At 76.9% G+C, this 14,601-nt stretch carries 12 protein-coding genes; 3 read left to right on the top strand and 9 right to left on the bottom strand.

Features of this window, described 5'->3' with window-relative positions:
• The first annotated feature begins 30 nt into the window (after window positions 1-30).
• Window positions 31-2,766: a CHAT domain-containing protein gene (locus tag NXY84_RS13015; protein ID WP_258723508.1), complete on the top strand. Its 2,736-nt coding sequence runs from the start codon at window positions 31-33 to the stop codon at window positions 2,764-2,766.
• Window positions 2,767-2,953: 187 nt separating this feature from the next.
• Window positions 2,954-3,424 (top strand): hypothetical protein, encoded by a 471-nt coding sequence (locus NXY84_RS13020; protein ID WP_258723509.1) that lies wholly within the window; start codon window positions 2,954-2,956, stop codon window positions 3,422-3,424.
• On the opposite strand, the gene NXY84_RS13025 is transcribed toward NXY84_RS13020, so the two are convergent.
• From NXY84_RS13025 to NXY84_RS13065, 9 genes are all read right to left on the bottom strand, one after another.
• Window positions 3,421-4,014, bottom strand: coding sequence for an RNA polymerase sigma factor (locus NXY84_RS13025; RefSeq protein ID WP_258723511.1), 594 nt, complete (start codon window positions 4,012-4,014; stop codon window positions 3,421-3,423). The genes NXY84_RS13020 and NXY84_RS13025 overlap by 4 nt on opposite strands.
• Window positions 4,015-4,172: 158 nt before the next feature.
• Complete coding sequence (locus tag NXY84_RS13030) at window positions 4,173-4,571, bottom strand: OsmC family protein (protein ID WP_258723512.1); 399 nt, start codon at window positions 4,569-4,571, stop codon at window positions 4,173-4,175.
• Between the two features lie 106 nt (window positions 4,572-4,677).
• A complete protein-coding gene (locus NXY84_RS13035) occupies window positions 4,678-5,463 on the bottom strand; it encodes a ZIP family metal transporter (RefSeq protein ID WP_258723513.1) in 786 nt (261 codons plus the stop codon).
• A gap of 154 nt (window positions 5,464-5,617) precedes the next feature.
• Window positions 5,618-5,767, bottom strand: coding sequence for a hypothetical protein (locus NXY84_RS13040; protein WP_258723514.1), 150 nt, complete (start codon window positions 5,765-5,767; stop codon window positions 5,618-5,620).
• Window positions 5,764-6,417 carry a DsbA family oxidoreductase gene (locus NXY84_RS13045; RefSeq protein ID WP_258723515.1) on the bottom strand — a complete coding sequence of 218 codons (654 nt, stop codon included), beginning with the start codon at window positions 6,415-6,417 and terminating at the stop codon, window positions 5,764-5,766. Before NXY84_RS13045 ends, NXY84_RS13040 begins: the two co-directional genes overlap by 4 nt.
• 69 nt (window positions 6,418-6,486) lie before the next feature.
• Window positions 6,487-7,158, bottom strand: coding sequence for a thymidine kinase (locus tag NXY84_RS13050; RefSeq protein WP_258723516.1), 672 nt, complete (start codon window positions 7,156-7,158; stop codon window positions 6,487-6,489).
• A gap of 27 nt (window positions 7,159-7,185) precedes the next feature.
• Window positions 7,186-8,460: an alkaline phosphatase family protein gene (locus NXY84_RS13055; RefSeq protein ID WP_258723517.1), complete on the bottom strand. Its 1,275-nt coding sequence runs from the start codon at window positions 8,458-8,460 to the stop codon at window positions 7,186-7,188.
• Window positions 8,457-9,032 (bottom strand): DUF5998 family protein, encoded by a 576-nt coding sequence (locus tag NXY84_RS13060; RefSeq protein ID WP_258723518.1) that lies wholly within the window; start codon window positions 9,030-9,032, stop codon window positions 8,457-8,459. Before NXY84_RS13060 ends, NXY84_RS13055 begins: the two co-directional genes overlap by 4 nt.
• 41 nt (window positions 9,033-9,073) lie before the next feature.
• Window positions 9,074-11,821 carry a GNAT family N-acetyltransferase gene (locus NXY84_RS13065; RefSeq protein WP_258723519.1) on the bottom strand — a complete coding sequence of 916 codons (2,748 nt, stop codon included), beginning with the start codon at window positions 11,819-11,821 and terminating at the stop codon, window positions 9,074-9,076.
• A gap of 225 nt (window positions 11,822-12,046) precedes the next feature.
• Here NXY84_RS13065 and NXY84_RS13070 point away from each other — a divergent pair, with 225 nt between their 5' ends.
• The gene (locus tag NXY84_RS13070) at window positions 12,047-14,518 is read left to right on the top strand and encodes a DNA gyrase/topoisomerase IV subunit A (protein WP_258723520.1); all 2,472 of its coding nucleotides are present in this window, start codon (window positions 12,047-12,049) and stop codon (window positions 14,516-14,518) included.
• The last annotated feature ends 83 nt before the right edge of the window (window positions 14,519-14,601 follow it).

The raw sequence follows: 14,601 nt of genomic DNA on the forward strand, positions 1-14,601 counted from the left end.
ACGCGTGCGCAGCCAGGACGAGGCGGGGACGTGACGGAGCTCAGGGTCGACGCCGACGAGGCGCTACGGCTCGCGGGGGTCGACCCCGCCGCCGCGGTCCTGCTCGCGGGCGACGTCGTCCCAGCGTCCCGGGCGGCGCGCGACTGGGCCGCGGCGTGCGTCGCGGAGCGGGCCCTGGGCGTCGCGGCGATGCAGCAGTCCCGGCTCGACGACGCGCTCGTCCACCTGCGCGCCGCGGTCCGGGCCGGGCACCGCGCCGCCGAGGCCGGGCTGACCGGTGAGGCCCGGATGAGCCTCGCGTCCGCGCTCATGCTCCGGGGCCAGCCCCGGCAGTCGGCGCAGGAGATCGGCCGCGCGCTCGCCGAGCTCGACGGCGTCGCGGCGGCCCGGGCGCTGACGCAGCGCGCCGCGATCTCGCAGGAGCTCGGCCGCCTCGACGACGCGTTGGACGACCTGCGGCGCGCCCTGCCGGTGCTGCGCCGGGCGGGGGACGTGCAGTGGGCGACGCGCGCGCTCTCGAACCGCGGGCTGCTGCACACCGCGCGGCGCGAGTTCGCCGCCGCGGAGTCCGACCTCGTCGCCGCGAGGCGCCTCTGCACGGAGCACGGCCTGCGGCTGCCCGGTGCGATCGTCGCGCACAACCTCGCGTGGGTGCACGCGCAGCGCGGCGACGTCCCGGCCGCGCTGCGGCACCTCGCCTCCGCCGAGACCGCCTTCACGGGGCTCGGGCTGGCGCCGGGGTCGATCCTCACGGACCGCGCCGAGCTGCTGCTCTCGGTGCGTCTCGTCGACGAGGCACGGGCGACCGCGGAGGCAGCGGTCGCCGCCGACGAGCGGGACGGGCGGCGCAACCACCTGCCGGAGGCCCGGCTGCTGCTCTCGACGATCGCGCTCGTCCAGGGCGACGCCGAGCGGGCCCGGGCGGCGGCCGAGACGGCGATGCACGACTTCGGCCGGATGGGCCGCACCGAGTGGACGACGCTCGCCCGGTACGCGCGCGTCCAGGCCCTCGTCGAGGCGGACCGCGCCGTGACGCCGGCGCAGGTGCGCCGGGTCGCGGAGGCGCTCGCGCAGTCGGGGTGGGCGGTCCCCGCGCTCGAGGCGCGCATCCTCGCGGCCCGGCTCGCCCTGCGCCGCGGCGACGCCGCCGGTGCACGCCGCGACCTCGCCGAGGCCGGCCGGGCGCGCCGGGCGGGACCGGCGGACGCGCGCGCCCGGGCGTGGCTCGCCGAGGCGATGCTCCGCGAGCAGACGGGCAGCCGCCACGGTGCCGTCGCCGCGCTGCGCGCCGGCCTGCGGGTCGTCGAGGACCACCGTGCGACGCTCGGGGCGACCGAGCTGCGCGCGCACGTCACCGTCCACCGGGGCGCGATCGCCCGGATGGGCCTGCGCCTCGCGCTCGAGGACCGCGACGCCCGGCACGTCCTGTGGTGGGCGGAGTGCAACCGTGCCACGGCGACCCTGCTGCGTCGCGTGCACCCGCCCGAGGACGCGGTGCTCGCCGACCTGCTCGCACAGCTGCGCGCGACCATGACCGCGATCGAGGAGCGGCGGACCGCCGGGGCCCCGACGTCGTCCACGGTGCAGCAGCAGGTCGTGCTCGAGCGCACGATCCGCGACCACTGCCGCGAGCTGCCCGGGCAGGGCGGCGACGCACCCGTGCGCCCGCGGCCGGTCGCCGAGCTGCAGCAGGCGCTGGGCGGTGCGGCGCTCGTCGAGTACGTCGAGCACGAGGGCCGGCTGCTCGCGGTCACGGTGAGCGCGGGCCACGTCCGGCTGCACGCGCTCGGGTCCGTCGAGGACGTCCGCGCGCAGGTCGAGCTCGTCGGCTTCGCGCTGCGGCGCCTCGCGGCGGGGACCGGGCGCCCGGCGAGCCTCGCGGCCGCCGAGACGGTGCTCGAGCGCGCCGGTGCGCGGCTCGACGCGCTCCTCGTGCTCCCGTTGCGGGGCACGGTCGGCGACCGTCCGCTCGTCGTCGTCCCGGTCGGCGTCCTGCAGCAGGTGCCCTGGTCGGTCCTCCCGTCGTGCCGGGGCCGTGCGGTGAGCGTGAGCCCGTCGGCGACGCTGTGGCACGCCGCAGCCGGGCGCGAGGCCCCTGCCGACGGCCGGGTGGTCGTCGTCGCCGGCCCGGGGCTGCCCGGTGCACGCGCCGAGGCGGACGCGGTCGCGGCCGGGTACCCGGGCGCGCGTCTGCTCGTCGGCCCGGACGCCGCCGCCGCCCCCGTCGGGGAGGCCCTCGACGGAGCAGCACTCGTGCACCTCGCCGCGCACGGGCGGCTGCGCTCCGACAACCCGATGTTCTCCGCGCTCACGCTCGCCGACGGACCGTTCACGGTGCACGACCTCGAGCGCGTCCCGCGCGCGCCGCACCACGTCGTGCTCGCCGCGTGCGACACGGCCCGCTCCGAGGTCGTAGGGGGCGGGGAGATCCTCGGGTTCACCGCGGCGCTGCTCGCCGGGGGGACGGCGACGCTCGTCGCCCCGGTGGTCCCCGTCGCCGATGCCCAGACCGTCGCGCTCGTCGTCGCCTACCACCGCGAGCTCGGCCGGGGCCGGACCCCCGCCGACGCGCTCGCGCACGCCCAGCTCGCGCTCGCCGGTGCGGACCCGCAGTCCCGGGCGGCGGCCGCCGGCTTCGTCGTGCTCGGCCACGGCGACCGCCCGGCGTCGGCGTCACCCGGACCGACGCCCGCCCGGGCCCCGGCGCTGGAGCCGGCCGACGCGGTGCCGGGGCGCACGCCCGTCGCCGCGGCCTTGCCCGCATGAGCACCCCGCGCCGCCCCGACGGGCACGGCCGTCGACCCGGTGTATCAGGGCGCCGGGTCGCGGCTCCCCCGGGTGGTGCACCTGCACCCGGGGACGCGCAGAGCGCACCGCGGTGGGACGCTGGGACCGGGGCTCCGGCACCGGCGGCGCACCGCCGGCCCCCGCGGACGAGTGGACGGTGACGGTCATGACGCAGCCACGATGGACCGACGACGACGAGCTCCTCGCGGACCTGCGCAGCGCCCTGGGCGGGGGCGCACCGGTGGGCGAGGGCGCACCGGTGAGCGCGCGCGAGCTCGAGGCCGCCCGGGCCGCGTACACCTGGCGGACCGTGGACGCCGAGCTCGCGACCCTGAGCTACGACTCGCTGCTCGACGACCGCGTCCTGGTGCGCGGGGCGGCGGCCGCGCCGCGCAGCCTCGTGTTCGACGCCGCGGACCTCACCGTCGAGCTCGAGGTCACCGCGGGCCGGCTCGTGGGCCAGCTCGTGCCGCCCGGCCCCGGCGAGGTGGTGCTCGACACGCAGTCGGCGCAGGAGGGACCCGTCGCCACGGACGACGCCGGCTGCTTCACGCTCTCCGCGCCCCCCGGCGCGCGCGTCCGGCTGCGCTGCACGACCCCGTCGGGAACCGTCGTGACCGACTGGGTGCGTACCTAGCCCTCGGGGGACGCCGCGATCCACGCGGCCACGGCCGGGTGCTCCCGGATGCGCTGCAGCGCACGCGCACGGGTCGGCCCGATGCTGCCGACGGGGATGCCGAGCCGGGCGCTGATCTCCGCGTAGCTCGGCGGCGGGTCCTCCACCAGGACCAGGAGCAGCTCCCGGTGCTGCGCGGACAGCTCGGCGAACGCCCGCAGCAGGAGCTCGTGGCGACCGGCGTGGTCGAGGTCCTCGACGACCTCCTCGTCGAGGCGCGCGGTCGCCGGTGGCTCGTGGTCGATCCCGGGCCCGAGCGGGTCGACCGGCTGGGTGCGCCGGCGGGCGCGCAGGAGCCGCAGGCACTCGTTGCGGGCCGTCGCGACGATCCAGCCCGGCAGCGCGGCCGGTTCACGCAGGTCGTCGAGGTGCTCGACGAGGCGCAGCCAGAGCGTCTGCACGACGTCCTCGACGTCCGAGCCCTGCAGGCGGTAGCGGCGCACGATGCCGTGCACGAGCGGCGTGAACCGCACGACGAGGTCGTCCCACGCCGCCTGCTGCCCCCCGCGCGCCGCGAGGACGAGCTCCGCGACGGAGACGTCGTCCGCCATGGGCTGCCTCCCGGTCACCGGCGAGGACGGTACCGGCGCCGCGTCGCGCCGGGTCCTCCCGAGGCTACGCCGGTGCGCCGCCGGGGTGCGCCCCGGGTCAGGCGGTGCACCGCCGTCGTGCACCGCGGTCGGCGGTGCACGGCGGCGGGCGCCGCCGGTCAGGCCGTGCGCAGCGTGAGCCGCTCTCCGGCGAGCGCCTTGGTGAAGGGGCACAGCGCGGCGGCCTGCTCGAGCACGCGGTCCGCGGTGTCGGCCGGGAGGCCGGTCACCTCGAGCACGAACGAGGAGGTGTACCCGGAGCCGTCGCCCGACTCGAGAGTGACCGTCGCCTCGACGTGGGCGTCGACGGCGGACGCGCCCTGCGAGCTCGCCGCGACCTGGAGCGCCTGGTGCAGGCAGCCTGCGAGCGCCGCGGCCATGAGGTGCTCGGGCGACGTCGCGCCGTCCGACCCGTCGGCGTCACCGGCGACGGCCAGGCCGACGTCGAGGCTGCCGTCGGGCGTGCTGACCCGGCTCGCCGATGCGGTGGCGCGTGCCTCGTGGACCTGCTGCGTCATGGTGGTCTCGCTCTCGTCGTCGCGGGGCGTGCCGTGTGCCTCTACTGTCACCAGCGCGGGCGCGCCGCGCATCTCGGCCGCGCATCTCCGCCGCGCACCCCGCGGGTCACGCGAGCGAGAGCGCGAAGGACAGCACGAAGCCGCCGGTCGTGCTGAGGGCGACGAGCGGGCCCCCGCGCTCGTACGCCTCCGGCATGAGCGTGTCGGCGAGGGACGCGAGCACCGCGCCCGCCGCGAACGCGAGGGGCAGCGAGATCGTCTCGGGGGACGTCTGCGAGAGCGGGCCGGCGCCGAGCACGACGGCGAGCGTCAGCAGCACCGCGCACACGACCCACAGCCCGACGACGTACCGGTGCGAGCGTCCCTGCGCCCGCATCGACGCGGCCCCCACGAGCGCCTCCGGGAAGTTCGACACGAAGATCGCCGCGAGCAGCGCGAGCCCGCCGGTGCCCTCGCCGAGGGACACGCCGAGCGCGAGGTTCTCGGGGACGCCGTCGAGCGTGACCGCAGCGAGCAGCGCGAGCCCGGCTGCCCCCTGCGTCGAGGCCGACGACGCGCGCCGGTCGGACGCGGCGGCGTCGAGGTCGAGCTTGTCGCTCGCCTCCTCGCCCTCCCGTGTCGCTGACCCGGCGCGCGCGGCCTTGTCGAGCTGCGCGCTGAGCACCGTGAACACGACCGCTCCGAGGACGAGGCCGGCCACGGCGCGCCAGAGGCCACCGCGCTCGTAGGACTCCTCGAAGAGCTCGAACGCGAGCGCCGTGATGAGCGCCCCGGCGGCGAACGCGAGCATCCCCGCGAGCACGCGCTTCGGCACGGTGACCCAGCCGCCGACGAGCGCCCCGATCACGAGCGCGCTCGAGGCCACGGCGCCGAACACCAGCGACTCGCCCATGTGCTCACTGAAGCGCACGGCCGCGCGCGTCGCCAGGGCTGGAGGCCGGCTCCCGCGGCGTCACGAGCGCAGCGGGTGGGGCTCCCCGGTTTCAGGCACGCGGCGGGCGCGGCTCCCGCGGCGTCAGGCACGCGGCGGGTGCGGCTCCCCGGCGTCAGCCGCGCGGCGGGTGCGGCTCCGAGGCGGGAACCGCACAGACCCCGTCGACGCACGCCCCGGCGTCGTCGTCGCCGAGCGGCACGAGCGCGAGGCCCGGGAGGACCGGGAGCGGGACAGCGCGCAGGGCGGGCGACGCGTCGCTCATCGCGCGACCGCCCGCTCGTCGCGCACGCGCTCGAGCGCGGAGAGGAACACGTCGGGGCTCTGCGCGCCGGACACCGCGTAGCGGCCGTCGACGACGTGGAACGGCACGCCGCGGATCCCGATCTCCTGCGCGGCGGCGATGTCCTGCTGGACGGCGTCGGCGTACCGGCCCGACTCGAGCGCGGCCCGGGTCTCGCCCGCGTCCAGCCCCACCTCGGCGGCGAGCGCGACCAGCTCGTCGACCCGCCCGACGTGCCGGCCCTCCTCGAAGTACGCCCGGAACAGCCGCTCGACGAGCGCGCCCTGGCGGTCGAGGGCCCGCGCGTGGTGGATCGCCTGGTGCGCGAGCAGCGTCTTGGTGTGCCGGAGCGCGTCGAAGTCGTACGCGAGCCCCTCGCCCGCGGCGAGCTCGGTCATCTGCGCGAGCATCTCCTCGACCTGCGCAGCCGGCAGCCCCTTGTGACCCGCGAGGAAGTCCACCTCGGTCCCCTCGAAGTCGACGGGGGTGTCGGGGGCGAGCTCGAACGCGTGGTACTCGACGAGCACCTCGCCGTCGAACTGCTCGATCGCCTTCTCGAGGCGCCGCTTGCCGATGTAGCACCACGGGCAGGCGATGTCGGACCAGACGTGGACGGTCACGGAATTGCTCACGACCGTCGTCAACGCCGGGCGCGCGCCGCTATTCCCGCACGCCGCGAGCCCGAGGGCGCGCCGCGCCCGTCAGGCGTGGGCGGCCGGGGCATCGTCGGCCAGCACCCCGAGCGTCTGCGGCGACGGGGACGCCGCGCGCGCGGACACCGCCGTGAGCCGGTGGCGGTGGTGGCGCCGGCACAGCACCTCGTAGCCGACCGTGTCGGCGTCCGCCTCGACGTCCCCGACGACGACCTGCTCGCCCTCGACGACCATGACGCCGCCGACGGTCCGGGCGTTGTGGGTCGCGCGCTCCCCGCACCAGCACAGCGCGCGCACCTGCAGCACCTCGACGCGGTCCGCGAGCTCGACGAGCCGCGCGGAGCCGGGGAACAGGCGGGTCCGGAAGTCGGTCGTGATGCCGAACGCGAAGACGTCGACGCCGAGCTCGTCGACGACCGCCGCGAGCTGGTCGACCTGCTCGGCCGTGTAGAACTGGGCCTCGTCGCAGATCAGGTAGTCGACGGCCCGGCCCCGCGTGCGCCGCGCGACGACCTCGGCCCAGAAGTCGGTGGTGTCCGCGACCTCGTGCGCGTCGACGCTGAGCCCGAGGCGCGACGACAGCCGCGCGGCGCCGGCCCGGTCGTTCCGGGTGAACAGGACCCCGTCGCGCCCGCGGGCCTCGTGGTTGTGGTGCATCTGCAGCGCGAGCGTCGACTTGCCGCAGTCCATCGTGCCGGAGAAGAACGCGAGCTCAGCCACGGACGGCCCCGCTCACGCGAGCCCCGTTCACGCCTGCACCGCGAGGAACGGCACCACGACCTCGTGCGGCGTGAGCGATCCGTGCACGCCCACGAGCTCGAGCGAGCCGGGGCTCTGCGTGCGCGAGTCCACGACCGTCGCCCGGCCGGCCATCGCGACGACGACGTCCCCGATGAGCGGGCGCACGTGCTCCGCGACGTCCCCGAACCACCCCGCCGCGACCGCGTCCACCCCGGTCACCACGACCGCCGCGGGACCGAGAGTCTCCCGCCAGCGCCCGACGACCCCGCGGGCGCGCACGGCGACCTCGTCCGGCCCGGCGTCCTCCCCCGGCTGCGTCACGTGCAGGTGCAGCGCGCGCGGCTCGCCGGCGACGACCACGACGCCCTCGGCGAGCGCCGGCGTCGTCGCCACGTCCCAGCGCCGGGCGGGGTCGACGTCGACCATCCCGTGGTCGGCCGTCACGTACAGCGACGTGCCGCGCGGGAGCGACCGCGCGAGGCGGGCGAGCTCGCTGTCGACCGCGCTGAGCTCGTCGCCCCACTGGCTCGACCCCCAGCCGTGGTGGTGCCCGGCCTTGTCGAGGTCGCCCCAGTAGAGGTAGACGAGCGACCGGCCGACGAGCTCGGCCGCCGCGGCGTCGACGCGCTCCGGCAGCGACTCGGCGCCGACGTAGCGCGCCCCGCGCAGCGCCGCCTCGGTGAGGCCCGAGCCGGCGAACCGCGCCGGGCCCACGCTGGTGACCGCGATGTCGTCGTCCGCGAGCTGCTCGAAGACGGTGGGCTCGCGCTGCCACAGGTGCGGGTCGGCGCCGTCGTTCCAGGACACCATGTTCGCGAGCGCACCCGTCGCGGGGACCCGCACGCTGTAGCCGACCAGTCCGTGGCGCCCCGCCGGCGTCCCCGTGCCGAACGACGCGATCGACGCCGCGGTCGTCGACGGGAAGCCGGAGCGCAGCGCGGGCGATCCCTGCAGCAGCGAGCGCAGGAACGGTGCGTGGCCCGCGCGCTCGCTCAGGTTGTGCCGGCCCAGCCCGTCGACCAGGACGACGCACGCGCGCCGGGCGCCGGGCAGCCCGAGCCGCCCGCGGGCGTCGGCGGCACCGCGCGCGTCGCGGGCCCCGAGCGCGGCGGCCACGGCGGGCAGCACGGCACCGAGGTGGCGGCCCGGGAACGCGGGGACGAGCAGCCCGGCGGTCGACAGCGCCGCACCGACCTCGGCGGCGGGGTCGACGGCGGCGTCCGCCGCGGGCGCGTCGGCGGGCGTCGCGCCCGTCAGGGGCGACGAGGACGGCTCGGTCATCGCGGGCCGGAGGTCGCGGCGGACAGAGCGCGGGCGAAGGTCGACGCCGCGCGCACGGCGCCCGCCCCCTCGGCGACGGCCGAGACGCGTACGACGACGTCGTCGGGCGTGAGCGTCCCGGTGAGCCCGTGGTCCGCCTCGCACCCGGCGTCCCCGCACGTCGCGGGCTCGAGGTCGACGCGCGAGACGGCGCCCCACCCGATCGCGAGCGTGAGCTCGGACGCCGCGTCGCCGGTGCGGTGCTTCTCGGGCTTCGCGACCACGTGGGTCAGGGCGACGGACCGCAGCTCGGCGAGCGGGACCGACTCGGTCGTCGCGGAGGCGCTCGCCGACGGGTTCTCGCTGTCCGCGGGGTGGTCGTCGACGTGCGCGACGACGAGCCGCGACGGCGTCAGGACGAGCACCGTGACGTGCCGGCGCACCTCGGCGTCGTCGAACGTCGTCTCGGGATGGACGAGGTGCGCCACGACCGGCTCGTCGGCGAGCGCGACGTCGAGCACGTCGGCGACCAGGTCGGGGTAGTACCCGGCCCGGTGGAGGTCGTGGCGGAGTTCGGTGAACGCGGCGGGCACGGGTCCATCCTCCCATCCCGCGCGGCCCCGCCGGCCCCGCGTCACGTCGGGAGCGCCCGCCGGGAGCCGTCGGCGCGGTCCGCCGTGCCGAGCTGGGCCCGCGCGCCGAGCACGGTCGCGCCGTGCTCGGAGACCACGACGGGGTTGAGCTCGAGGCTGCGCAGCTCGGGCAGGTCGTCCGCGAGGACCGACAGCCGCGCGATGACGTCCTCGAGCGCGTCGACGTCGAGCGGCGGGAGCCCGCGGTAACCGAACAGCCGGGGCGCGGCGCGCGCGGCCCGCACGAGCTCGGCGACGTCGACGTCCGTGAGCGGCGGGACGGCGTAGCTGATGTCCCCGAGCAGGTCGGACGCGTCGCCGGAGAGCCCGAAGCTCAGGACCGGCCCGAACAGCGGGTCCTCGACCGACCGCACGACGCAGGCCGCGCCGAGCGGGGCCATGCGCTGCACCTCGAGCGGCGCGCGCCCGGGGTCGAGCGGGTGCCCCTGCGCGAGCGCGAGCACCTGCTCGACGTCGGCGCGCAGCTCGGCCTCGTCGTGCACGTCGAGCCGGACCCCGCCGAGGTCCGCGCGGTGCCGCAGCGCCGGCACGGTGGTCTTGAGCGCGACCGGCCAGCCGATCCGGCGCGCGGCCTCGACCGCCTCGTCGGGCGTCGCGACGGGGACCGACTCGAGCACCGCGATGCCGGCGCACGCCAGCAGCTCGGTGGTCTCGGCGGGGCTGAGGTCGACCGCGTCCCCCGGGGTCACGTCCGCGAGCCTCGCGAGGACCAGGCGGCGGGCCCGGCGGGTGTCGACCCCGTCGGGCTGCACCGGGCTCCCGCGGTCCGCCGAGCGCCACGCCGCGTAGCGCTCCGCCTGGCCGAGCGCGAGGACCGCGTCCTCGGGGGTCGTGTAGGCGGGGATCGTCCAGCGCCGCCCGTCGTCGTCCTCCGCGGTGAGGTCGTCGGTCGCGCCGTGCAGCCCGAGCATGCACGCGACCGTGGTGCGCCCCGACCCGGCCGCGACGGCCGCGAGCGCGCGCGAGACCCGCACCTGCGAGTGCCCGACGGTCGGCACGTGGACCGCGACGACGACGTCCACCGCGGGGTCCGCGTACAGGCGCGTCAGCGTGGCGGCGAGCGCCTCGTCCTCGGCGTCCTCCCGGACGATCGCGGCCTTGCCGCCGACGACGAGCCCGACCGCGGCGGCGGCCTCGGCGACGAGCGCGGCCATGGGCGCCGAGCTCGCGACGATCGCGACGCGGCGGCCTGTGGGCAGCGGCTGGAGCGCGAGCACCTGCGCCACCTCGAGCATCTGGTGCGTGTTCTCGACCCGGATCACGCCCGACTGGCGCATGACCTCCTCGAGCGTGCGCCGGGGGGCCCGCGTGGCGCGCACCGCGTGCCCGGGCGGGACGACCTGACCCGAGCGGCCCGCGGTCACGACGACGACCGGCTTGACCGCCGCGAGCCGCCGCGCGACGCGCGAGAACTTGCGCGGGTTGCCGATCGACTCGAGGTAGAGCCCGACGACCTCGGTCGCGTCGTCGTCGCGCCAGAACTGCATGAGGTCGTTGCCCGAGACGTCGGCCCGGTGCCCGGCGGACACGAAGTGCGAGAGCCCGAGCCGGCGCCTGCGCACGGAGCCCAGCAGCGCCACGGCCATCGGCGCGGACTGGCAGAACAGCCCGATCGTCCCCGGCGGCGGCGGGTCGGCGGCCAGGGACGCGTTGAGCACCCGGCCCCCGGTCGACGACAGCACGCCGTACGAGCTGGGCCCGACGACGCGCATGCCCGCCGCGTGCGCGGTGCGCAGCAGGGCACGCTGCAGCGCCAGGCCATCCGGACCGGTCTCCGCGAACCCGTCGGACAGGATGACGACGCCGCGGACCTGCAGCCGCGCGAGCGCCCGGACGGCGGCCACGGCCTCGGCCGCGGGCACCGCGACGACCGCGAGCTCGACCGGCCCCGGCACGGACGCCACGTCGGGCCAGTGCTGCGTGGCGACCCCCGGCGTCCGGGAGTCGGAGTCGGGCGGCTGCGCGACCACGTGCAGCTCGAGGTCGCCGTCGGCCCCGGCCTCGAGGTCCGAGACGACGCGGCGTGCGAGCAGGTCGTCCATCGAGCCCCGCGCGACGTCCGGGGAGCCGACGACGACGACCGAGCGCGCCGAGAGCAGACCCTGGACGCTGCGGGCCTCCGCGCGGTGCTCGCGGTCGGCCATGACGGCGAGCGAGCGCCCCGTCGGGTCGATGTCGAACTCCACCGTCACGACGCCGTCCTCGAGCGACTGCCGCACGGCGTACCCGGCCTCGCGGAACACCGCGATCATGCGCCCGTTCTGCGGCAGCACCTCCGCGGTGAAGCGCCGGACACCGCGCTCGCGGGCGGCCGCGGCGAGGTGCTCGAGCAGCACGGACCCGAGGCCGCGCCCGTGGTGCGCGTCCGCGATGTTGAACGCGACCTCCGCGACGTCGGGCCCGATGCGGTCGTACCGCGCGACGCCGATGATCTCCTCGTCCGCCGTCACGGCGACGAGCGCGACCCGGTCGGCGTGGTCGACGACCGTGAACCGCGCGAGGTCGCGGTCCGAGAGCCGGTCGAGGTTGGCGAAGAACCGCAGGTACGTCGAGCGCTCGGACTGCGCGACGTGGAACGCCTGGAGCGCCTCGGCGTCGGTGGGCCGGATCGGCCGCACGTGCGTCGTGGACCCGTCGCGCAGGACGACGTCGGCCTCCCAGCCGGCCGGGTACGCCGGCGTGGGCACGGGGGACGTCGCGGCCCCGTCGCCGTCGGTCACCTCAGCCATGCCGTCCAGGCTAGTGCGCCGGTGCCCGACCACACGGTCGGTCGCCGTCGCGCGGCGCCGGGCGGGCGACGGTGTCCGACCCGCGTGGCATGGTTCGCGCACGCCGTCCGACGCGCGACAATGGCGGCGCCGTGCGCGCCGACGCACCGCCGGTCACGACCCGCACGGCCCCGCAGAGCCCGCAGCACCCGCCCGTCCGCACGTCCCCCGAGGAGCCGCTCACCCATGGCGCGACGCAACGCGACCCCCGACGTCCCGCCCGAGGACGTCGTCGAGCGGATCGTCGACATCGACGTCGCGACCGAGATGGAGGGCTCGTTCCTCGAGTACGCCTACTCGGTCATCTACTCGCGGGCCCTGCCCGACGCCCGCGACGGCCTCAAGCCCGTGCAGCGCCGGATCCTCTACCAGATGGCGGACATGGGCCTGCGCCCCGACCGCCCCTACGTGAAGTCGGCGCGCGTCGTCGGCGAGGTCATGGGCAAGCTCCACCCGCACGGCGACACCGCGATCTACGACGCGATGGTCCGCATGGCCCAGCCGTTCTCGCTGCGCCTGCCGCTCGTCGACGGCCACGGGAACTTCGGCTCGCTCGACGACGGTCCGGCCGCGCCCCGGTACACCGAGGCGCGCCTCGCCCCCGCGGCGGCGGCCATGACGACCGGGCTCGACGAGGACGTCGTCGACTTCGTGCCGAACTACGACAACAAGCTCACGCAGCCCGAGGTCCTCCCCGCCGCGATCCCGAACCTCCTGGTCAACGGCGCGAGCGGCATCGCGGTCGGCATGGCGACGAACATGGCCCCGCACAACCTCGTCGAGGTCGTCGCCGCGGCGCGGCACCTCGTGGCGCACCCCGACGCGACGCTCGACGACCTCATGCGCTTCGTGCCCGGCCCCGACCTGCCCTCGGGCGGCAAGATCGTCGGCCTCGACGGCGTGCGCGACGCGTACCGCACCGGCCGCGGGGCGTTCCGCACGCGGGCCACCGCGCGCATCGAGAACGTCACCGCGAAGCGCAAGGGCATCGTCATCACGGAGCTGCCGTACACGGTCGGCCCCGAGAAGGTCATCGAGAAGATCAAGGAGGGCGTGCAGTCCAAGAAGCTCTCCGGCATCTCCAACGCGGTCGACCTCACCGACCGCCAGCACGGCCTGCGGCTCGTGATCGAGGTCAAGACCGGCTTCAACCCGGAGGCGGTGCTCGAGCAGCTCTACCGGTACACCCCGCTCGAGGACTCGTACTCGATCAACAACGTCGCGCTCGTCGAGGGCCAGCCCCGCACCCTCGGGCTGCGCGAGCTGCTGCAGGTGTGGGTCGCGCACCGCATCGACGTCGTGCGCCGCCGGACCACCTTCCGGCTCGCCCGGCGGCGCGAGCGCCTGCACCTCGTCGAGGGCCTGCTCATCGCGATCCTCGACATCGACGAGGTCATCCAGGTCATCCGCACGTCCGACGACTCCGACACCGCGCGCACGCGCCTGCGCGACGTGTTCGACCTGTCGGAGCCGCAGGCCGAGTACATCCTCGAGCTGCGGCTGCGCCGCCTGACGAAGTTCTCGCGCATCGAGCTCGAGAAGGAGCAGGAGCAGCTCCAGCGCGAGATCGCCGACCTCGAGACGATCCTGGCCGACGAGGAGCGCCTGCGCGGCGTGGTGTCCGAGGAGATGGCGGACGTCGCCGCGACCTACGGCACCCCGCGTCGCACGGTGCTGCTCGAGTCGGCCGGCGGCACGAGCATCACGGGCGCCGCCGCGGCGTCCCGCTCGGCGACGCCGCTCGAGATCGAGGACTCGCCGTGCTGGGCGCTGCTCTCCGCGACCGGCCTGCTCGCGCGCACCACGGGCCCCGACGCACCGCTGCGCGCCGAGGCCGGGTCGCGCCGCGCCAAGCACGACGTGCTGCGCGGTGCGGTCGCGACGACGGCGCGCGCCGAGGTCGGTGCCGTGACCTCGCGCGGCCGCGTCGTGCGCGTCTCGGTGCTGCACCTGCCCTCGCTCCCGCCGACCGACGGCGCGCCGACCCTGTCGGGCGGCGTCCCGCTCGCGGAGGTCGTGACGCTCGAGGCCGGCGAGCGCGTCGTCGGGCTGACGTCGCTGGCGCCCGACGCGCCGAGCCTCGCGCTGGGGACCGCGCAGGGCGTCGTCAAGCGCGTCTCCCCCGGCGACGTCCCCGGCAACAAGGACGCGTGGGAGGTCATCGCCCTCAAGCAGCTCGACGAGGTCGTCGGGTGCGCCGAGGTGACCGACGCCGACGAGCTCGTGCTGGTCGCGTCCGACGCGTCGCTGCTGCACTTCGCCGCGTCGTCCGTGCGTCCGCAGGGCCGCTCCGCGGGCGGCATGGCCGGGATCAAGCTCGGGAGCGGTCAGCGGGTCGTGCACTTCGGCGCGGTGCGCCCCGGCGTCGAGGCCGCGGTCGTCACTGTCGCCGGCACGTCGAGCGCCCTGCCCGGCACGCAGCCGGGCTCGGTCAAGACGACGCCGTTCGACGTCTACCCGGGCAAGGGCCGCGCGACGGGCGGGGTCCGTGCGCACCGGTTCCTCAAGGGCGAGGACACGCTGCTGCTCGCCTGGGTCGGCCCGGTGCCGCCGCACGCGACGACGTCCGCGGGGCAGCCGGTCGAGCTGCCCGCGGTCGACCCGCGGCGGGACGGCTCCGGGCTGCCGCTGGCGGCGCCGATCCACGCCGTCGGCTGACGCACCGCCGCACGGCCGGGGCGTGTCCACGACGGGGCTCGCCCCGGCCGCGCGCGGCGCCGGTGAGTCGGCACCCGGCGCGT

It is taken from the genome of Cellulomonas sp. NS3 (genome assembly GCF_024757985.1).
Classification (GTDB): Bacteria; Actinomycetota; Actinomycetes; order Actinomycetales; family Cellulomonadaceae; genus Cellulomonas_A.

Coding starts and splice junctions, on each gene's coding strand:
- NXY84_RS13020 (WP_258723509.1), top strand. CDS start 2,954: ATGACGCAGCCACGATGGACCGACGACGACGAGCTCCTCGCGGACCTG.
- NXY84_RS13025 (WP_258723511.1), bottom strand. CDS start 4,014: ATGGCGGACGACGTCTCCGTCGCGGAGCTCGTCCTCGCGGCGCGCGGG.
- NXY84_RS13030 (WP_258723512.1), bottom strand. CDS start 4,571: ATGACGCAGCAGGTCCACGAGGCACGCGCCACCGCATCGGCGAGCCGG.
- NXY84_RS13035 (WP_258723513.1), bottom strand. CDS start 5,463: ATGGGCGAGTCGCTGGTGTTCGGCGCCGTGGCCTCGAGCGCGCTCGTG.
- NXY84_RS13040 (WP_258723514.1), bottom strand. CDS start 5,767: ATGAGCGACGCGTCGCCCGCCCTGCGCGCTGTCCCGCTCCCGGTCCTC.
- NXY84_RS13055 (WP_258723517.1), bottom strand. CDS start 8,460: ATGACCGAGCCGTCCTCGTCGCCCCTGACGGGCGCGACGCCCGCCGAC.
- NXY84_RS13065 (WP_258723519.1), bottom strand. CDS start 11,821: ATGGCTGAGGTGACCGACGGCGACGGGGCCGCGACGTCCCCCGTGCCC.
- NXY84_RS13070 (WP_258723520.1), top strand. CDS start 12,047: ATGGCGCGACGCAACGCGACCCCCGACGTCCCGCCCGAGGACGTCGTC.